Here is an 18,442-nt window from a genome sequence, read left to right on the forward strand (position 1 = left end):
CATGCTGGCGCGGGCGGCGAATTACGAGGCGCTGGTCGCCTCCTTTCGCTGGGATATCCCCGAACGTTTCAATATCGCGGTCGCCTGCTGCGACCGCTGGGCGGCGGTCGTGCCGGAGCGGGTGGCGCTGATCCGCCGGGACGGCAACGGCGCGCTGCATCCCATCACCTTCGCCGAACTGAAGCGTGGCTCGGACCGGCTGGCGCATGCATTGCGGCGCCGGGGCGTTGCCAGCGGCGACCGCCTCGCGCTGCTCCTGCCGCAATCCTTCGAGACCGCCATCGGCCATCTCGCGGCCTACAAGCTGGGCGCCATCGCCGTGCCGCTCGCCGCGCTCTTCGGTCCCGACGCGCTTCGCTACCGGCTCCGGAACTCCGGCGCCCGGGCGATCCTCACGGATGCCGGCGGGATCGCCAGCCTGTCCGAGATCCGCGGCGCCTTGCCGGATCTCGAAACCATCCTGTGCGTCGACGGCCCATCGGCCGGGATCGAGGGACTTGCCGAAGCGCTGGAGCCTTTCGACGAGCCGTTCGTGCCGGTCGATTCGAGCCCGGACGATCCGGCGATGATGATCTACACCTCCGGCACAACCGGCCCGCCAAAGGGCGCACTGCATGGCCACCGGGTGCTGCTCGGCCACCTGCCGGGTTTCTCCCTGACCCATGAATTCGCGCCGGATGCCGACGACCGCGTCTGGACGCCGTCGGACTGGGCCTGGGCCGGCGGGCTGCTCAACGCCCTGCTGCCGGCCCTCTATTTCGGCACGCCCGTCGTCTTCGGCCCGTTCCAGCGCTTCGACCCGGAGGCGGCCTTCGCGACGATCGCTGACGCCGGCGTCCGCAACGCCTTCCTGCCGCCCACGGCGATCAAGCTGATGGAGGATGTCGCGCGTCCGCGCGAGCGCTTCGACCTGAAGCTGAGGACGATCGGGGCGGCGGGCGAGAGCCTCGGCCGGTCGGCCTTCGAGCGGGCGGAAGGTACCTTCGGTCGATCGATCAACGAATTCTACGGCCAGACCGAGTGCAACTACGTGCTGGGCTCCTGCGCGGCGCTGGGCGTCAGCCGGGCCGGCGCCGTCGGCAAGCCGATCCCGGGACACACGGTGGCGATCATCGACGGCGAGGGCCGCGAGTCGCCGGTCGGTGAGCCGGGCGAGATCGCCATCCACCGTCCCGACCCGTCGCTCTTCCTCGAATACTGGCGCCAGCCAGAGGCGACGCGGGAGAAGTTCCGTGGCGACTGGATGCTGAGCGGCGACCAGGCGGTGCGCGATGCGGACGGCTATGTCCATTTCCTCGGCCGCAGCGACGACATCATCATTTCCTCCGGCTACCGGATCGGGCCGAGCGAGGTGGAGGACTGCCTCGCCGCCCATCCGGCGGTCGCGCTTGCCGCCGTGGTCGGCAAGCCCGATCCGGTGCGGACCGAGATCGTCAAGGCCTTCGTCATGCTGAAGCCGGGTCACGAGGCGGGGCCGGACCTCGCCGCGGAGATCCGCGCCCTGGTCCGCAACCGGCTTTCGGCGGCTGAATATCCGCGGGAGATCGCCTTCGTCGACGCGATACCGCTGACCACTTCGGGCAAGGTCATCCGGCGCGGGTTTCGCGACCGGGTTCGCGAAGAAGCGGCGAAGGCGGCCGACTAAACCTTGCGTTCGCCGCCGTAGTAATAGTTGGCCCGCCGGCCGAACAGCAGGGCGCGGAGACGCCGGCGCATGCCCTCGCTTCGCCGCAGCGGGTTGACGACAGCCTGCAGGGTGGCGAGCGCCATGACCTTGGCGCTGTCATAGGCCGAGTAGCGGCCCGGAGCCGGCTGCGGCAGGCGCAGCTTTCGCAGCATCGCGTTGGCGAGATAAAGGCGGTTCATGCGGATGTCGCGCGGCGATTTCCAGGTGATCGCCATCGAGATTGTCCAGTCGCTGCCGGTCCGCACCCAGTGCGGCCAGGTGTAGGGCAGGAACATGCCTTCGCCAGGCTCGAAGCGGTAGACCGTCGCCCGCTCCTCGAAATCCGCGAGGTAAGAGAGGTTGCGGTGCTTGCCCGGGAAGGTCTCGAGGTCCGGCTCCGACACCAGCGCCCGGTCGCGATTGTCGAAGACATGCATGAACTTCTCGCCATGAAGATGGACGAAGAAATTCTCCTCATAGTCGATGTGGAAGGGGGTCACCCCGTTGGCGGAGGAGACGAAGATGAAGCCCTGGAAGTCGGTCATGCCGTCGTCGTCCGCGCCGCCGATCGCAGCCCGGGCGTCAGCCAGCGCGTCGCGGATCAGCGCCGCGTATTCGGGCACGGTCTCGACATTCTTCAGCACCATCCAGGCGCCGCAGGTCTCGATCTGGCGGACGACGTCGGTCGGCGCGAGGTCGAGGCCGGGCACCTCGTCCGGTGGCTGGTTGGGCTGGAGCTTGCCGGAATTATACTCGACCCGGTCGCGGTCGAGACGGCCGGCCAGCCCGGCCAGCGCGTCGAGCGTCAGGAGCGGATGATCGGCGAGTCCGTGGCGAATCCGGAAGGGCTCGGCCGGAAAGGTCACGGCTGCGTCGTGGTCGATGTCGATCAGTCTCATGGCCGTCGCGCGCCGTGGGTCTGTTTCAGCCGCGCCCTGAGGGTCCTGGCGGTGGCGCGGGCGGCGATCTCGCCCCTGCAAGCGGCAAGGCCGATCCGGTAGAGGGGGCCGCCGCCGACCGGGCCGACGACCAGCGTGCCGAGCGCGATGCGATCCCGCCACAGGGCGTCGATCATCGGATGGTTGGCCGAGGCGCAGGAATCGACGCTGGCGATCGCCGGGTCGGCAAGCAGGCTATCGCCGGCCTCGAGCATCAGTTGTGCACCGGGCGAGTAGCGGGCGAAGCGGGCGTCATGGGCGATCTTCCACGTATAGGCGGTGGCGCCGGCAACGAAGCAGACAACGATGGCGACCGGCTTGTCGCCGAGCCGGATCGAGACGATCCGCACCGTGCCGCGCTCCGACCGGTTGAACACGACCTCGCGGGCGAATGCGGCGGTGGCGGCCCGTGACGCCAGGGCCGTGCCGGCTTCGCCCTTCCAGCTGTCCATCTCAAGGACCAGGAACTCCTCGAAGCGGGCGCGGACCCGGTCGTGGTCCGTCGCGGTCTCGATGGTGACGGCGCCGAGATCGCCGAGGCGGCGCATCTGCCGGGCGAGTTCCTTGCGCCGACCCGTCGGCAGCAAGGCGCGGCTGTCGGCGGGGCCGTCACTGCGGCGGTTGAGCACCGCGCGCGCGTGTTCGTCGACGATCTCGCAGGGGCGGCCGGCGCGGGTCGCGGCTTCGATCAGCGCCGTGGCGACCGGTCCTGCCAATGGCAGGTCGGGGATCACCAGGCTGCCGGCGCCAGCACACCGGATCATGCCGGCGGCTGCCGTGTCGAGCATGGAAGGGTCGACGAGCGGCGACCCCAGCGGACCGTAGTCATGCACCCAGATCCGCGTTGCCGGCGCGATCTTGCCGAGGCGGGCCGACACCATCGGCGCCAGCGCGACGAGATCCCCGTCGCCGCCGCGCACGGTCGCCACGGCGACGGTCGGGTCGAGATGATCGATCGCCGGCAGCAGGAAGCCGGGATGGAAGAAGACGTTGGCCTCGGCGCTGCGGGTGGCGAGGTCGCGCCAGCCGTCGATGCTGGCCGTCGCCTCGGCGGGGCTCAGCGTCGACAGGCTGTCCGCCGGCCGGCGCGCGCGATTGCGCCTCTCGCCGGGCGGGCGTCGCGACAGGGGCGATGCGGGGAAACCGATTTCGCTCACAGGACGGCTCCCGTTGCACGTCTGAAGGGCGGGAAGGTGAAGAGGACAAAGGAACGGATGCCGAGCCGGTTGCGCGTCGCGAAATAGAGCGCGAAGGTCTCCAGCAGCAGCGCGACCGATGTCGCGAACGCGGCGCCGGCTAGGCCGAAGCGCGGGATCAGCGCGAAATTCAGCACGATGTTGACGAGGAAGGTGGCGGTGTAGATCGCCGCGCAGATCCGCTGCTGACCGGCCATGGTCAGCAGGCTCTCGGCCGGGCCGATCGAGGCGCGGGCCAGCAGGCCGACGGAGAGGATGAAGAACAGCGGGTAGCCGCTGCCGAAGGACGGTCCGAACAGCAGGAGGAGTTGCTTGCCGACGATGAAGATCACCAGGATCAACGCCAGCGACGGCCAGAAGGTCCAGTGCAGCGTGTCGCGGACGAAGCTCGCCAGCCGCTGGGTGTCGCCGCTGGTATAGTATTTCGAGAAGCGCTGGGCGCCACCGGCCCGCACGGCGAAATAGACGAAATGGACCAGCGCCAGCGTCTTCGCCGCGGCGAAATAGATCGCCACCTGGTCCGGCGCCATGAAGTAGCCGACGACCAGGATGTCGACGTTGGTCAGGAGGTTGAAGAAGCCCTCGACGACGAAGATCGGCAGCGCGACGCCGATCCACAGCATCGGCTGATACTGGCGCGGACCGCTCGGGACGGTACGGCCGAGCCGCCGCTGCAGCAGGATCAGTTGTCCGATCGAGGTGACGTAGGTGGCGACGATGACCGAGCCCATCGCGGTCACGGCGTCCGGGGCCCAGCCGAGGCCGAGGGCCAGCGCCATGGTGGCCAGGATGATGATCGGCCGGACGATATAGGTCGGCCACAGGCTGAGGTCGGCCCAGCTGAAGGCACGGGCCATGCCGTCCTGAATCTCGCTGAGCGCCAGCATCGGCAGGGTGACGGCGCCGAGATAGAGCGGGATCAGGTAGTAGCTCGACAGCGCGTCGCCGAAACCGAGCAGGCCGAGGATGCCGAGCCCGGCGAAAAGCGTCGCTGCAATGAAACCGTAGACCCGGCTGCCGACCAGCACACCGCGCAACAGGGCCGTATCGCCCCGTGCGACATATTCGGGAACGAACCGGACGATGGCGGTCTGGAACCCGAGGCAGGCCAGCCCGCCGAGGATCACCGCCCCGACCCATACGACGACAAAGACGCCGTATTCGAAATCGCCCATCCAGCGGGCGAGGAGCACCTGGCTGACATAGGCGATCGCGGCGCTGACGACCCGGACGCCGAAGGCGATCACGGCGATGCGTTGCGATACCGAGCGGTCGTCGCTGTCGTAGAGGATGGAATCCAGCCGGCTGCCGACCGGCATCAGCCGGCGACCGAGACGGGCGCCGAAGGCCCTTTCGACGGCGCCGGCAAAGGATAAGCGCACGTGGATTGTCTCCGCTGGTATCGCGCAGCCGCCACTATGCAGGTTCGAGTTTTATAAAAACTGAACCGATCGGCTGCAAAAACACATACGGACGGAGGCGGTTATTTACAAATCAAGAGTAATTCACCATCGCGTCAAGGTTAACGCGGTATGAATAGTGGCGCCGGCCGGTCTAGAAACGGATGTCGCCGGAATGGATACGCCGGTGAAGGGCGGCGTCGATGCGGACCAGTTGCGCGGCGGCTGGATCGTCGAAATAGATCGGATCGTGGGTTTGCGACGGGTCAAAGCCCTCGCGGACGAGATCGATCTTGCGCTGCTTGAAGGTCGAGGTCGCGTCGATCGACTGGCGGAAGCGCACGAACGGCGGCCGGGCGTGGCTGCTGAGCGTGGCGTGGAGGTGGTCCCGGAACGCCTCCAGCGAGAAATCGTCGTTGACGGCCAGCGCCGCCATGCCGGCGCGGCCTTCGGCATGGGCGACTTCGACGCCATAGACATTGGCCTCGTCGACGCCGACGCAGAGGCTCAGCGCCTCGGCGACTTCGGCGGTCGAGATGTTCTCGCCCTTCCAGCGGAAGGTGTCGCCGATGCGGTCGACAAAATAGAAATAGCCGCGCCGGTCGCGGCGCATCAGGTCGCCGGTGCGGAACCACATGTCGCCGGCGACGAAGACGTCGCGCAGGATCTTCTTCTCGGTTTCCGACCGGTCGGCATAGCCGTCGAAGCGCTGGCCGGGTTTCAGCGGGTTGACGACGATCCGCGAGATCATCTCGCCGGTCTCGTCGTCGTCGCATTCGATGCACAGCCCATCGTCGTCGCGCACCGGCCTGTCGTGGTCGAAGTCGAAGCGGATGTTGGTGACGGGGAACAGCGTGCGTGCCCAGCGCGGGATGCGGCCGACGGCGCCTGGCGTGCTGTCCCAGTTGAAGATGATCGCGTTGCCCTCGGTGGCGGCGTAGAATTCGCGGATCGCGGTGATCCCGAAGCGATGGGTGAAGCGCTCCCAGACGTCCGGCCGCAGGCCATTGCCGCAGACCAGGCGGACCTTGTGCATCCGCTCCTTCGGGTGGGGCGGCGCGGTCACCAGGTAGCGGCAGAGTTCGCCGATATACTGGAACCGGGTGCAGTCGTTGTCGACGACGTCGTCCCAGAATTGCCGGGCCGAGAAGCGCTCGGCGATGAAGCTCGAGCCGCCGACCATCAGGCCACAGCCGATCGCCAGGATGCCGCCGGAGGTGTGATACATCGGTAGGCAGTTGTAGTTGCGATCCTGGGCCGTCATCTCCATCACGCTGGCATAGGCGAGCATCGCCGCATGGACGCGATAGTGGTTGATATTCGCGGCCTTCGGCAGGCCGGTCGTGCCGCTGGTGTAGATGAACAGGCAGCGGTCATCGAGGGTCAGCGTCGGGCGGTCCCCGGCGGGGATCGCCTCGTCGCCATGGTCCATGATGGCGTCGTCAATGCGGGGCCAGCCCGGCACGCCGGCGCCGTGGCCCCAGACGGTCGGCCCGGCCTTGACCATGGGCGCGGCGGTGTCGAAGGAATCGGCCAGTTCCGCGGCGACGATGATGTGCTTCGGCGAAACGAGGTTGATGCAATGGGCGAGGGCGGCGCCGGCGAGGTTGGTATTGAGCAGGGCCGTGGTGCCGCCGGCCCGGGCTATGCCCAGCCAGACTGCCGCATATTCCGGCCGGTTCGGCATCAGCAGGCAGACGACGTCGCCCTTCTCGATACCGTTGGCCATGGCCCAGCGGGCATAGCGGTTGCCGCGGCCGTTATAGTCGGCGTAGGACAGCGTCTCGCGCGCCGATATCAGCGCAGGCCGGTCGCCGAAGCGTTCCGCGAGATCCTCCATGGCGTCGGCGAAGGTGCGGTTGCGGTGCCGCGCCATCGGCGTCACCCGGCGCAGCGCCTTGAAGACGCCATGGGCGAAAACCCAGTCCTTCCTCAGGTTGTCGAGAAAGCTCATGTTCTCCCCTGGCCCACGATTCTTTCCCCGCGGTTCCGACAAACCTAGCATTGGCTGCAAAGCGAGCAAGTGATGACGACACGCCAGACCTGGGACTGCGATGTCCAACTCGACCTGCGCGGCCTGGCCTGCCCGCTGCCGGTCCTCAAGACACGCAAGGCATTGCTGGGCCTGGCCAGCGGCGGTCGCGTGCTGGTCGAGGCGACGGACCCGCTGGCGGCGATCGACCTGCCGCATTTCGTGCGCGAAGCCGGCCATCGGCTGGTCGTCGCGGAAACCGTCGACGGGGTCTACCGCTGCATCGTCGAGCGCGCCTGAGAAAGCCGGCTACTGGAGGATGAGCTGGGCGCCGGCGGGGTAGGGCGGCCGCGGCCGTGGCAGGGGAATATTCGCGGTCGGCCGGGCGCCCGACGTCGCGCTGGCGGCGGGATCGGCGTTGCCCGTGAAGACCGGCACCGGCTCCATCAGCACGAAGCGCGGCCCAAGGGCCGAACGGGCGCTCGGCTTGTCCGGCGGACGCTTGGTCTCGCAGATTTCCTTGCGCAGGTTGACCGGAGCGCCGGGCGCGGGACGGGACTGGAAGGTCGCCAGGTTCTGGCCGCGAAAGCTGGAGAAAAGACCGTTGAAGCCGCGATCGAGCAGTTCGGCCGCGGTCTCGGCCCGTGCCAGCGACGAGGTCTCGCCGAGGACGACGGCCATCAGCGTCCGGCCGTTGCGGGTTGCGCTGGCGACGATGTTGAAGCCGGAGGCGCAGACGAAGCCGGTCTTCATGCCGTTGGTGCCGCGATAGGTCTCAAGCAGCGTGTTGTAGGACTTGAGCGTCTTGCGGCCGGCCTTGATCGCGGTGATCCGGAAATATTCGCGGTATTGGGGAAATTCCATCCACACCGTGCGGGAGAGCACGGCAAGGTCGCGTGCCGTCGTCACCTGGCCGCTGGCCGGCAGCCCGTTCGGATTGACGAAATGCGTGCCGTTCATGCCGAGCCGCGCCGCTTCGGCATTCATCATCGCGACGAACCGCGATTCGCTGCCGCCCACGGTCTCGGCGATCGCGACGGCGATATCGTTGGCCGAGCGCACGATCATCATCTTCAGGGCATTGTCGAGGTTGATCACCGTGCCGACCTTGTAGCCCATCTTCGACGGTGGCTCGGCGAGCGCATTCTTAGAGACCACAACCGGGGAGGTCAGCGTCAACTGCCCGGTCTGCAGCGCCTTGAAGGTCAGGTAGGCGGTCATCACCTTGGTGATCGAGGCGGGCGGCCACAGCTTGTTGGCGTTGTCGCTGTTGAGCACGACGCCGCGCCCGACATCGACGACGATATAGGCCGGGTCCTGGTCAGCCCGTGCCGACCAGCCAGCGAATGACAACAGGAAAACGGCTACCAGAAGCGTCAGTCTCAAGGTTCAGCCCCAGCATGATGGCGGTCGCGACGCCCCCGACCGCGTTCACTTCCTTCATATCGACTTGGCGACAATTTGGCAAAGCCGGCAGCGGCGGGCAACCGGGACGTCGCCGCCTGCACAATTTGCCCAATAAACCGGCAAATGCATGAAATATGGGCCATCAAGCGCCACCGGCCTGTCCTCCGCCCCGATGGCGTCGCCTCCAGAATGGACATGGCGTCGGGCTTGCATGATGGGGCCGGTTCAAGAGCATAATGCCGTCAATGATCGTCGCCCCGCCAGTTGCCATTGCCGAAGCGCCATCGCTGCCTATCGCTTCGCTGCGATTGCAGCGGGCGCGCGGCGAGGCGCGTGTCACGGTGCGGCGCGAAAGGGGCGGCAACCGCCTCGACCAGTTGCGCCAGTCGGGATCGGCCAAGGTCCGGCTGCCGCGGATTGCCGACACCGCGCCGCTCGAGGCGATCCTCCTCAACACCGCGGGCGGCGTCACTGGCGGCGACCGTCTCAACTATGCGGTTTCGGTCGGTGCCGCCGCTGCGGCGGTGGTGTCGTCGCAGGCGGCCGAACGCGCCTACCGGTCGTCGGGCGGCGTCGCGCGCATCGACACGCGCCTCGAAGTCGGGGCCGGCGGCCGGCTCGAATGGCTGCCGCAGGAAACCATCCTTTACGAACGGAGCGCGCTTCATCGTCGACTGGAGGCGGATGTCGCCGGCTCGGCGACGCTGCTCGCCGCGGAAGCCGTCCTGCTTGGCCGCGCAGCGATGGGCGAGAGGCTGCATGACATCGTCTTCGACGACATCTGGCGCATTCGCCGCGACGGCGTCCTGGTCTTCGCCGAGGGGACGCGCCTCGACGGCGACGCGGTCGCCGGCATGGCCGGCAAGGCGACCGGCGGCGGCGCCGGCGCCTTCGCCACGGTCGTCATGGTCTCGCCGGACGCCGCCGCTCGGCTCGACGCGGCCCGCGAAATCCTTGCCGAGGGTGGCTGCGAGGCCGGCGCCAGCGCCTGGAATGGCCTCCTCGTCGCCCGGATTCTCGCGCCGGGCGGGCAGGCGTTGCGCACGTCCTTGACGAGGCTGCTGGAAATGTTGCGCGATGCGGCGATGCCGCGCGTGTGGAATTGTTGAAGAGGACACCATGAACCTGACGCCACGGGAAAAAGACAAGCTGCTGATCGCCACCGCCGCGATGGTGGCGCGGCGACGGCTGGAGCGCGGCGTCAAGCTCAACTATCCGGAGGCGATCGCGCTGGTCAGCGACTTTGTCGTCGAAGGCGCCCGCGACGGTCGCTCGGTTGCCGACCTGATGGAGGCCGGCGCCTCGGTCGTCAGCCGTGACCAGGTGATGCCCGGGATCGCCGAGATGATCCACGACGTCCAGGTCGAGGCGACCTTTCCCGACGGCACCAAGCTCGTCACCGTCCACAATCCTATTCGATAGCCCGCCGCGCCAAGCGGCCTAACGGAGTAACTAAACGCATGCGCCAGATCCTCGCTTCCGCCGCCGCCATCGCCTTCCCGGGCGTGGCCATGGCCCACACTGCGCTGGGCGAGCACGCTCATCCGCATGCCGCCGGCCACCCGTATCTCGGTATCGACGTCGTCCTGATCGTCGCCGCTGTGGCGATCGCCGGCGGGGTCGTCGCCTATGCCTACCGGCGCGGGCTGCGGAGCGGACGATGATCCCCGGCGAGATCATTCCCGCCGACGGCGAGATCGAACTCAACGCCGGCCAGCCGACGGTGACGATCGATGTCGCCAATACCGGCGACCGGCCGGTGCAGGTCGGCTCCCACTATCATTTCTACGAGACCAATTCGGGGCTCGCCTTCGACCGCGAGAAGACCCGGGGGTTGCGGCTCGACATTCCGGCCGGCACCGCCGTGCGCTTCGAGCCGGGGCAGACCCGCAGCGTGACGCTGGTGCCCTATCTCGGAAAACGGCTTGTCTTCGGGTTCAATCAGAAGGTGATGGGCGGACTCGACTGATGTCCAAGCTGCTTTTCGCCGATCGCCGCGTGTTGTGGATGGACCCGAAGGGTGTCCCGTCCTCATTTGGCGACGGCGCGCCCGAGGGTCGGTGCTGTGCGGCCATGGAGGCAGCCCTCGTGAACGCATGTCCGGACCATGCCGACGATCCGTTTGCCTGTCCCGACATGGTCGTCGCCTACAGCGACACCTTCGACGAGTACGGCCTGATCGTCCATGACGGCGGCGCCTCCTACCTGACGATTTCCTTCTGCCCCTTCTGCGGCGCGGAGCTTCCCCGGAGCCGACGCGACGACTGGTTCGACCGCCTCGAGGCGATGGGGATCGACGATCCTTCCGAAGCCGACATTCCCGAAAGCTTCCGGAGCGGCGCCTGGCGGCGCGCGACCGGTCACTAGCCCATTTCGACAAGGGACCTCACATGCCTTATCGCATCCCCCGCCACGCCTATGCCGAGATGTTCGGCCCGACCGTCGGCGACAAGGTTCGCCTCGCCGATACCGACCTGATCATCGAGGTCGAGAAGGATTTCACCACCTATGGCGAGGAGGTGAAATTCGGCGGCGGCAAGGTGATCCGAGACGGCATGGGCCAGGCGCAGACGACCAATGCCGAGGGCGCGGTCGACACGGTCATCACCAACGCGCTGATCGTCGACCACTGGGGGATCGTCAAGGCGGATATCGGCATCAAGGACGGCAAGATCGCCGGCATCGGCAAGGCCGGCAACCCGGATGTCCAGCCGGGCGTCGACATCATCGTCGGGCCGGGCACCGAGGCGATTGCCGGCGAGGGCAAGATCGTCACGGCCGGCGGCCTCGACGTGCATATCCATTTCATCAGCCCGCAGCAGATCGACGAGGCGCTGATGTCCGGCGTCACGACGATGCTCGGCGGCGGCACCGGCCCGGCGACCGGCACCAACGCCACCACCTGCACGCCCGGCCCCTTCCACCTCGGCCGGATGATCCAGTCGGCGGAAGGCTTCCCGATGAACCTCGCCTTTGCCGGCAAGGGCAATGCCTCCCTGCCGGAAGCGCTTGAGGAGCAAGTCAAGGCCGGCGCCTCGGCGCTCAAGCTGCACGAGGACTGGGGCACCACGCCCGGCGCCATCGACTGCTGCCTTTCGGTCGCCGAGGACTTCGACGTCCAGGTGATGATCCACACCGACACGCTGAACGAATCCGGCTTCGTCGAGAACACCATGGCGGCGTTCAAGGACCGCACCATCCACGCCTTCCATACCGAAGGCGCCGGCGGCGGCCATGCGCCGGACATCATCAAGGTCTGCGGGCTGGCCAATGTGCTGCCGTCCTCGACCAACCCGACGCGGCCCTACACGGTCAACACCATCGACGAGCATCTCGACATGCTGATGGTCTGCCACCATCTCGACTCGTCGATCCCCGAGGATGTCGCCTTCGCCGAAAGCCGCATCCGCAAGGAGACCATCGCGGCGGAGGATATCCTCCACGACATGGGCGCCTTCTCGATGATGGCGTCCGACAGCCAGGCGATGGGCCGGGTAGGCGAGGTTCTGATCCGCACGTGGCAGACCGCCCACAAGATGAAGGTTCAGCGCGGCAGCCTGCCGGAGGATGCCGCCGGCAACGACAATTTCCGCGTCAAGCGCTACATCGCCAAATACACCATCAACCCGGCGATCACCCACGGCCTCGACGAATGGGTCGGCTCGGTCGAGATCGGCAAGCTCGCCGACCTCGCGATCTGGTCGCCGGCCTTCTTCGGCGTCAAGCCGGACATGGTGATCAAGATGGGCACCATCGCTGCCGCCCAGATGGGCGATCCCAACGCCTCGATCCCGACCCCGCAGCCGGTCCACTACCGGCCGATGTTCGGCGGCTTCGGCAAGTCGATGACCAACTCGGCGGTGACCTTTGTCAGCCAGGCGGCGATCGCCGAGGGCATCACCGAACGGCTTGGGCTCGACCGGACGGTGCTGCCGGTCCGCCATACGCGCGGCATCTCGAAGGAATCGATGATCCACAATGCGACGATGCCGGAGATCGAAGTCGATCCCGAGACATACGAGGTGCGCGCCGACGGCGAGTTGCTGACCTGTGCTCCGGCCGAGGTCCTGCCGATGGCGCAGCGCTACTTCCTGTTCTGATGGCCCGCGCCGCCCACGTCATGACTGCCGGACACTGGTCCGGGCCCGCCGTCGACACGGTGGTCCTCGACCACGACAACCGGCATCGCCGGCGGCTGGCGATGACCGGCGAGGGCGGTCTCGCCTTCCTGCTCGATCTCGCCGAAGCGACGACGTTGCGTGATGGCGACGGCCTGCGGCTGGAAGACGGCCGTATCGTCGCCGTAAAGGCGGCGGCCGAGCCGCTGGCCGAGATCGGCGCGACCGACCCGGCTCACCTCGTCCGCATCGCCTGGCACCTCGGCAACCGCCACCTGCCGACGCAACTCCTCGGCGAGCGCCTGCTGATCCGCCGCGATCACGTCATCGAAGCGATGCTGGTCGGCCTCGGCGCCACCGTCACCCATGTCGAGGCGCCCTTCGATCCGGAAGGCGGGGCTTACGGGCACGGCGAAACCCATGGTCACAGCCATGGGGGGCATCATCACAGCCATGCTTGAGCGCCTGCCGAGCGATATCGGACCGGATCCGGCCGGCATGGCTGCGCCGGCGGCGTTGCAGCGGCTGCTGGCCTGGCTGTCCCCGGCCTTTCCTGTCGGCGCCTATACCTACAGCCACGGTCTCGAATGGGCGATCGAGGACGGGACGGTGGTCACGGCCGCCGACCTCGAAGCCTGGCTCGACGGCGTGCTGCGCCATGGCGGAGGCCGCAACGACGCCATCCTCTTCGCCCACGCATGGCGCGCCGCGGCGGCGAACGACCTCGACCAACTGCGCTCGATCGTCGAACTGGCGGCGGCGTTCCAGCCGTCGAAGGAGCGGCATCTCGAGGCGACGGCGCAGGGCCGCGCCTTTCTCCTCGCGGTGTCGGCTGCCTGGCCGAACGACCCGATGGCGGCGCTTGTCGACGCGCTCGGGGCCGACGCCCCGGTCGCCTATCCGATCGCCGTCGCGATCGCGTCGGCCGCCCATGGGGTTCCGCTCGACCTGGCGCTGGTCGCCTGTCTCAACGCCTTCGTCGCCAACATTGTCTCGGCCGGCGTGCGGGCGATTCCCATCGGCCAGACCGACGGCCAGAAGGCGATCGCGGCGCTGACGCCGGCCTGCGAGGCGGTGGCCGCCGGGTCGCTGACGGCTGGGCTCGACGACCTCGGCGGCATGGCGCTGCGCGCCGACATCGCCAGCATGAAACACGAAACCCAGTATACGAGGCTGTTCCGCTCATGACGCTTTCCCCCAACGGGCCGCTGCGGCTCGGTATCGGCGGCCCGGTCGGCTCGGGCAAGACGGCGCTGACCGATGCGCTCTGCAAGCAGCTTGCGCCGCGTTTCGACATCGCGGTGATCACCAACGACATCTACACTCGCGAGGATGCCGAATTCCTGATCCGCTCCGGCGCGCTGCCCGAGGAGCGGATCACCGGCGTCGAGACCGGCGGCTGCCCGCATACCGCGATCCGCGAGGATGCCTCGATCAATCTCGCCGCGGTCGCCGACCTCCGCGCCCGCTTCCCGAAGCTCGACATCATCCTGATCGAATCGGGCGGCGACAATCTCGCCGCGACCTTCTCGCCGGAACTTGCCGACCTGACCATCTACGTCATCGACGTTTCGGCCGGCGACAAGATCCCGCGCAAGGGCGGGCCGGGAATCGTCCGCTCGGACCTCCTGGTGATCAACAAGATCGACCTCGCGCCACTTGTCGGGGCGTCACTGGAGGTGATGGACCGCGATGCCAGGCGGATGCGGGGCGACCGGCCTTTCGTCTTCGCCAACATGAAGGACGGTACCGGACTGGCGGAAATCGTGACTTTTCTGGAGTCGCGCGGCGGGTTGAGTCAGGCGGCGTGACGTCATTGCCACAACCGGATGAAGGCCGCCGCGGTGGCCGTTTCGCCACTCGCTTTCCGGAGTCCGGCGGACTATGGTGCGCCGCGATATCGGTGGAGCCTGTATGCCAGTCATCAACCGTCTCGCGGACTTCCAGGATGACATCGTCGCCTGGCGCCGCGACTTTCATCGCCACCCTGAAATCCTCTACGACGTCCATGAAACGGCGGCGTCGGTCGCCGAAAGACTGCGGTCTTTCGGGCTCGACGAGGTAACCACCGGCATCGGCCGCACCGGCGTTGTCGGCGTCATTCGCGGTCGGGGAGCCGCGGGCGGACGGACGATCGGCCTGCGGGCCGACATGGACGCGCTGCCGATCCGGGAAACCACCGGCAAGCCCTACGCCTCGACCATCGACGGCCGGATGCACGCCTGCGGCCATGACGGCCACACCGCGATGCTGCTTGGCGCCGCGCGCTATCTCGCCGAAACCCGAAATTTCGAAGGGACCGCGGTCGTCATCTTCCAGCCCGCCGAAGAGGGCGGCGGCGGCGGCAAGGCGATGATCGAGGATGGGCTGATCGATCGCTGGGGCATCGACGAAGTGTATGGCATGCACAACATGCCGGGCATCGATGTCGGCGCCTTCGGCATCCGTCCCGGGCCGATCATGGCGTCGACCGACGATTTCACCATCGATGTCCATGGCGTCGGCGGCCATGCCGCCATCCCGCACGAATCGGTCGATCCGGTGGTGGTCGGCGCAGCCATCGTCCAGGCGTTGCAGTCGGTCGTCTCGCGGTCGGTCGATCCGATCGCCTCGGCGGTTGTGTCGGTGACGACGTTTCACGCCGGGGACGCCCATAACATCATTGCCGAGACCGCCCACCTGTCCGGGACGACGCGGACGCTTGATCCGGCTGTTCGCGACCTCGCAGAGGGCCGAATCCGGACCATTGTCGCCTCGATCGCGGCCGCTTATGGCGCCACGGCGACGCTGAACTACAATCGTAACTACCCGATCACCCGCAATCATGCCGTGCCGACCAGCCTGGCTGCGGCGGTGGCGGCCGACGTCGTCGGGCCCGACCGCGTCGACAGCCATGTCGCGCCGATGATGGGCGGCGAGGATTTTTCCTATATGCTTGAGGAACGGCCGGGAGCCTTCATTTTCCTCGGCAATGGCGACAGCGCCGGACTGCACAATCCGGCCTATGACTTCAACGATGACGCGATCCCGATCGGCTGCTCCTACTGGGTGCGGCTGGTCGAAACCGCGCTGCCGCTGCAAGGCCCCGATCGGTAGAGGGGGTCGCGCCGGCCATGGTCGATCGTGTATACGGGCGCCAACGGTAAACCGAAACGAAACCAGTTTATGCAGATCAGCAAGTTCATTCCGGCTTTCCTGAAGCCCGATCCGAAGGGCCCTTGGGACGTCATCGAGCGGCTCTTTCGCGAGGGCTGGCGGAAATATCTGCCGGGATATGCCATCGCCAGCTTCTTCATGGTCTTTGTCGCGGCGACGACGGCGGCGACGGCATGGATCATCGGCGACGTTGTCGACCAGGTCTTCATCGACCGCAGCCTGTCGCAACTGGTGATGCTGTGCACCGGCGTCGTCGTGATCTCGACGATCCGCGGCATCTCGCTCTACGGATCCGCCGTCGCGCTTGCCCGGACGGGCAATGCGGTGGTCGCCGACATGCAGAAGCGCGTCTACGACCACGTCCTCAAGCTCGGCATCGCCTATTTCGACAAGACGCATTCGAGCATGCTGATCACCGCGGTATCGAACCGGGCGGGTTCGGCCTCGGCGGTGCTGTCGACGGTGATGACCAGCCTCGTCCGCGACCTCCTCTCGGTGGTCGGCCTGGTCGCGGTGATGGTCATCAAGGCGCCGTTCCTGTCGATCATCGTTATCGTCATCGGCCCCATCGCGCTGATCGGCGTCGGCAACCTGGTCAAGAATATCCGTGCCGTGGCCCGGTCGGAATTCGCCGGCATGGCGGCGATCATCGCCTCGATGCAGGAGACGGCGGTCGGCATCCGGGTGGTCAAGGCGTTCAATCTCGAATCGATCATGCGGGCGCGGATGACCAAGTCGATCGAGTCGGTGCAGCGGCGCGGCAACAAGGTATCGACGATCAAGGCGCGCACCTCGCCGCTGATGGAGACACTGGGCGGCTTCGCGGTTGCCGGCGTCATCCTCTGGGCGGGCTATGCGACCATCTACCAGGGCGAGAAGCCCGGCTCCTTCATGTCCTTCATCACCGCGATCCTGCTCGCCTACGAGCCGGCCAAGCGGCTCGCCAATACCCGCGTCGGGCTGGAGCGCAGCGTCATCGGCGTGCGCTTCGTCTACGAGATCCTCGACAAGCCGATCAGGATGGACCCCAACCCCGACGGTCCCGAACTGAAGGTCACCGAGGGTGACATCCGCTTCGACAAGGTGAATTTCGGCTATCGCAAGAAGACCCAGGTGCTGCACGACTTCGACTTCCACGCCGAAGGCGGGAAGCTGACGGCGCTGGTCGGGCCGTCCGGGTCGGGCAAGAGTACGATCATGTCGCTGCTCGAACGGTTCTATGACGTCTGGGGCGGCACGGTGACCATCGACGGGCAGGACATTTCCAAGGTCCGCATCGCGTCGCTGCGCGACCAGATCGCGCTGGTCAGCCAGCACACGTCGATCTTCCAGGACACGATCCGCGAGAACATCCGTTTCGGCCGGCCGAGCGCCACCGACGAGGAGGTTGAGACCGCGGCGCGCAACGCCATGGCCTACGACTTCATCATGGCGACGCCGGATGGTTTTGAAACAGAGCTCGAGGAGGGCTCGGGGCTGCTGTCGGGCGGCCAGCTGCAGCGTCTGGCAATCGCCCGGGCGATGGTCCGCGACGCCCCGATCATCCTTCTCGACGAGGCGACGTCGTCGCTCGATTCGGAATCGGAGAACCAGGTCCAGGTCGCCTTCGAGCGGCTGATGGCCGGCCGGACCACGATCGTCATCGCCCATCGGCTCTCGACCGTCCTCGGCGCCAGCAAGATCTGCGTCGTCGTCGACGGCAAGATCACCGAGAGCGGCAAGCATGCCGAACTGCTCGCCGCCGGCAAGCAGTATGCCCGGCTCTACGATCTCCAGTTCGCACAGCATCCCGAATTCGAGGACGGGGACGACGACGACAACAACAAAGACAAAGACAAAGACAAAGACAAAGACAAAGACAAAGACAAAGACAAAGACAAGAAGGTGGCAACGGTCGGATAGGCCATTCGCCGCCGTCGGCGCGAAGCCGGGGCTGACATCCAGGCATTCGGCTCTATCTGAGACGGCTGGATTCACAACAAGGGCGGAACCGACATGCAGAAGCTGCAGGTCCAGGGCGTTCACCACATCACGCTGGTCGGGGCGGATCGGCAGACCTCGATCGACTTCTGGGAGGGCGTGCTCGGCATGCCCTTCGTCTTCGAGCAACCCAATCTCGACGCGCCGGCGGAAAGCCACCTCTATTTCGATCCCGGCGACGGGCGGCTGATCACGATCTTCACCAACGAAGAACGGAAGCCCGACCCGCAACGGACCTCGACCGACATCGGCGCCGTCCATCATGTCGCCTTCTGGGTGTCGCGGGCGACCTTCTCGCAGGCGATCGAGCGGCTCGACGCGCGCGGCATCAAGCACAGCGGCGTCAAGGATCGCGGCTTCATGGATTCGATCTATTTCCAGGACCCGCTCGGCCTGCTGATCGAACTCGCCGCCTATCGCTTCTTCCCGCCCGAGGGCGTCACCCATGGCGAGGTGCTGCTCGAGGCGCACAAGATCCGCGTGGCACGCGGCGACTACAACATCGCCGAGGTCCACCTGGCCGACGCGATCGAGCGGATCGTCGCGCGACGGCGCGAGAGCCTCTCCGACGACCGCTCGCCGAAGAACCCCTACTAGTCCGCCTGCCTG

The 18,442-nt window shown here is 67.0% G+C and carries 19 protein-coding genes; 14 read left to right on the top strand and 5 right to left on the bottom strand.

Annotated elements, in window-relative coordinates; translation table 11 throughout:
• The first annotated feature begins 1 nt into the window (after position 1).
• Positions 2-1,645, top strand: coding sequence for an AMP-binding protein (locus BLT60_RS09835; protein WP_090876238.1), 1,644 nt, complete (start codon positions 2-4; stop codon positions 1,643-1,645).
• Here BLT60_RS09835 and BLT60_RS09840 read toward each other — a convergent pair.
• The 4 genes from BLT60_RS09840 to BLT60_RS09855 form a co-directional block, all read right to left on the bottom strand.
• On the bottom strand, positions 1,642-2,565 hold the full coding sequence (locus tag BLT60_RS09840; RefSeq protein WP_090876239.1) for a cupin-like domain-containing protein: 924 nt from the start codon (positions 2,563-2,565) through the stop codon (positions 1,642-1,644). The genes BLT60_RS09835 and BLT60_RS09840 overlap by 4 nt on opposite strands.
• Positions 2,562-3,761, bottom strand: coding sequence for a GNAT family N-acetyltransferase (locus BLT60_RS09845; protein WP_090876240.1), 1,200 nt, complete (start codon positions 3,759-3,761; stop codon positions 2,562-2,564). The genes BLT60_RS09840 and BLT60_RS09845 overlap by 4 nt, the downstream gene beginning before the upstream one ends.
• On the bottom strand, positions 3,758-5,182 hold the full coding sequence (locus BLT60_RS09850) for a lipopolysaccharide biosynthesis protein (protein ID WP_244521202.1): 1,425 nt from the start codon (positions 5,180-5,182) through the stop codon (positions 3,758-3,760). The genes BLT60_RS09845 and BLT60_RS09850 overlap by 4 nt, the downstream gene beginning before the upstream one ends.
• Positions 5,183-5,354: 172 nt before the next feature.
• Positions 5,355-7,154, bottom strand: a complete 1,800-nt coding sequence (locus tag BLT60_RS09855) for a long-chain-acyl-CoA synthetase (RefSeq protein WP_090876241.1) — start codon at positions 7,152-7,154, stop codon at positions 5,355-5,357.
• Positions 7,155-7,226: 72 nt separating this feature from the next.
• Between BLT60_RS09855 and BLT60_RS09860 the strand changes: the two genes are divergently transcribed.
• Positions 7,227-7,472 carry a sulfurtransferase TusA family protein gene (locus BLT60_RS09860; RefSeq protein ID WP_090876242.1) on the top strand — a complete coding sequence of 82 codons (246 nt, stop codon included), beginning with the start codon at positions 7,227-7,229 and terminating at the stop codon, positions 7,470-7,472.
• Between the two features lie 9 nt (positions 7,473-7,481).
• Here BLT60_RS09860 and BLT60_RS09865 read toward each other — a convergent pair whose 3' ends face one another.
• A complete protein-coding gene (locus BLT60_RS09865) occupies positions 7,482-8,558 on the bottom strand; it encodes a D-alanyl-D-alanine carboxypeptidase family protein (protein ID WP_090876243.1) in 1,077 nt (358 codons plus the stop codon).
• A 257-nt stretch (positions 8,559-8,815) separates the two neighbouring features.
• On the opposite strand from BLT60_RS09865, the gene BLT60_RS09870 reads away from it, so the two are divergent.
• From BLT60_RS09870 to BLT60_RS09925, 12 genes are all read left to right on the top strand, one after another.
• Positions 8,816-9,688, top strand: a complete 873-nt coding sequence (locus BLT60_RS09870) for an urease accessory protein UreD (RefSeq protein WP_210185579.1) — start codon at positions 8,816-8,818, stop codon at positions 9,686-9,688.
• 10 nt (positions 9,689-9,698) lie between these two features.
• Positions 9,699-10,001, top strand: a complete 303-nt coding sequence (locus BLT60_RS09875; protein WP_090876245.1) for an urease subunit gamma — start codon at positions 9,699-9,701, stop codon at positions 9,999-10,001.
• Between the two features lie 38 nt (positions 10,002-10,039).
• Positions 10,040-10,243, top strand: coding sequence for a hypothetical protein (locus BLT60_RS09880; RefSeq protein ID WP_090876246.1), 204 nt, complete (start codon positions 10,040-10,042; stop codon positions 10,241-10,243).
• Positions 10,240-10,548, top strand: coding sequence for an urease subunit beta (locus BLT60_RS09885; RefSeq protein WP_090876247.1), 309 nt, complete (start codon positions 10,240-10,242; stop codon positions 10,546-10,548). Before BLT60_RS09880 ends, BLT60_RS09885 begins: the two co-directional genes overlap by 4 nt.
• Positions 10,548-10,946 (top strand): DUF6980 family protein, encoded by a 399-nt coding sequence (locus BLT60_RS09890; RefSeq protein WP_210185580.1) that lies wholly within the window; start codon positions 10,548-10,550, stop codon positions 10,944-10,946. The genes BLT60_RS09885 and BLT60_RS09890 overlap by 1 nt, the downstream gene beginning before the upstream one ends.
• 23 nt (positions 10,947-10,969) lie before the next feature.
• A complete protein-coding gene (gene ureC / locus BLT60_RS09895) occupies positions 10,970-12,679 on the top strand; it encodes an urease subunit alpha (RefSeq protein WP_090876248.1) in 1,710 nt (569 codons plus the stop codon).
• On the top strand, positions 12,679-13,158 hold the full coding sequence (locus BLT60_RS09900; protein ID WP_090876249.1) for an urease accessory protein UreE: 480 nt from the start codon (positions 12,679-12,681) through the stop codon (positions 13,156-13,158). The genes ureC and BLT60_RS09900 overlap by 1 nt, the downstream gene beginning before the upstream one ends.
• Positions 13,118-13,885: an urease accessory protein UreF gene (locus tag BLT60_RS09905; protein WP_244521203.1), complete on the top strand. Its 768-nt coding sequence runs from the start codon at positions 13,118-13,120 to the stop codon at positions 13,883-13,885. Before BLT60_RS09900 ends, BLT60_RS09905 begins: the two co-directional genes overlap by 41 nt.
• On the top strand, positions 13,882-14,508 hold the full coding sequence (gene ureG / locus BLT60_RS09910; protein WP_090876250.1) for an urease accessory protein UreG: 627 nt from the start codon (positions 13,882-13,884) through the stop codon (positions 14,506-14,508). The genes BLT60_RS09905 and ureG overlap by 4 nt, the downstream gene beginning before the upstream one ends.
• A 103-nt stretch (positions 14,509-14,611) precedes the next feature.
• Positions 14,612-15,793 (top strand): M20 aminoacylase family protein, encoded by a 1,182-nt coding sequence (locus tag BLT60_RS09915; protein WP_090876251.1) that lies wholly within the window; start codon positions 14,612-14,614, stop codon positions 15,791-15,793.
• Positions 15,794-15,862: 69 nt separating this feature from the next.
• A complete protein-coding gene (locus tag BLT60_RS09920) occupies positions 15,863-17,755 on the top strand; it encodes an ABC transporter ATP-binding protein (protein WP_090876252.1) in 1,893 nt (630 codons plus the stop codon).
• A 93-nt stretch (positions 17,756-17,848) separates the two neighbouring features.
• On the top strand, positions 17,849-18,430 hold the full coding sequence (locus BLT60_RS09925; protein WP_090876253.1) for a VOC family protein: 582 nt from the start codon (positions 17,849-17,851) through the stop codon (positions 18,428-18,430).
• Positions 18,431-18,442 lie beyond the last annotated feature (12 nt).

It is taken from the genome of Bauldia litoralis, from assembly GCF_900104485.1.
GTDB lineage: Bacteria > Pseudomonadota > Alphaproteobacteria > Rhizobiales > Kaistiaceae > Bauldia > Bauldia litoralis.

Bases quoted from the DNA above. Each gene is read 5' to 3' on its own strand.
- BLT60_RS09880 (WP_090876246.1), top strand. From the start codon at position 10,040: ATGCGCCAGATCCTCGCTTCCGCCGCCGCCATCGCCTTCCCGGGCGTG.
- BLT60_RS09860 (WP_090876242.1), top strand. From the start codon at position 7,227: ATGACGACACGCCAGACCTGGGACTGCGATGTCCAACTCGACCTGCGC.
- BLT60_RS09920 (WP_090876252.1), top strand. From the start codon at position 15,863: ATGCAGATCAGCAAGTTCATTCCGGCTTTCCTGAAGCCCGATCCGAAG.
- BLT60_RS09840 (WP_090876239.1), bottom strand. From the start codon at position 2,565: ATGAGACTGATCGACATCGACCACGACGCAGCCGTGACCTTTCCGGCC.
- BLT60_RS09890 (WP_210185580.1), top strand. From the start codon at position 10,548: ATGTCCAAGCTGCTTTTCGCCGATCGCCGCGTGTTGTGGATGGACCCG.
- BLT60_RS09835 (WP_090876238.1), top strand. From the start codon at position 2: ATGCTGGCGCGGGCGGCGAATTACGAGGCGCTGGTCGCCTCCTTTCGC.
- ureC (WP_090876248.1), top strand. From the start codon at position 10,970: ATGCCTTATCGCATCCCCCGCCACGCCTATGCCGAGATGTTCGGCCCG.
- BLT60_RS09905 (WP_244521203.1), top strand. From the start codon at position 13,118: ATGGTCACAGCCATGGGGGGCATCATCACAGCCATGCTTGAGCGCCTG.
- BLT60_RS09885 (WP_090876247.1), top strand. From the start codon at position 10,240: ATGATCCCCGGCGAGATCATTCCCGCCGACGGCGAGATCGAACTCAAC.
- ureG (WP_090876250.1), top strand. From the start codon at position 13,882: ATGACGCTTTCCCCCAACGGGCCGCTGCGGCTCGGTATCGGCGGCCCG.
- BLT60_RS09915 (WP_090876251.1), top strand. From the start codon at position 14,612: ATGCCAGTCATCAACCGTCTCGCGGACTTCCAGGATGACATCGTCGCC.
- BLT60_RS09855 (WP_090876241.1), bottom strand. From the start codon at position 7,154: ATGAGCTTTCTCGACAACCTGAGGAAGGACTGGGTTTTCGCCCATGGC.
- BLT60_RS09925 (WP_090876253.1), top strand. From the start codon at position 17,849: ATGCAGAAGCTGCAGGTCCAGGGCGTTCACCACATCACGCTGGTCGGG.
- BLT60_RS09870 (WP_210185579.1), top strand. From the start codon at position 8,816: ATGCCGTCAATGATCGTCGCCCCGCCAGTTGCCATTGCCGAAGCGCCA.
- BLT60_RS09900 (WP_090876249.1), top strand. From the start codon at position 12,679: ATGGCCCGCGCCGCCCACGTCATGACTGCCGGACACTGGTCCGGGCCC.
- BLT60_RS09875 (WP_090876245.1), top strand. From the start codon at position 9,699: ATGAACCTGACGCCACGGGAAAAAGACAAGCTGCTGATCGCCACCGCC.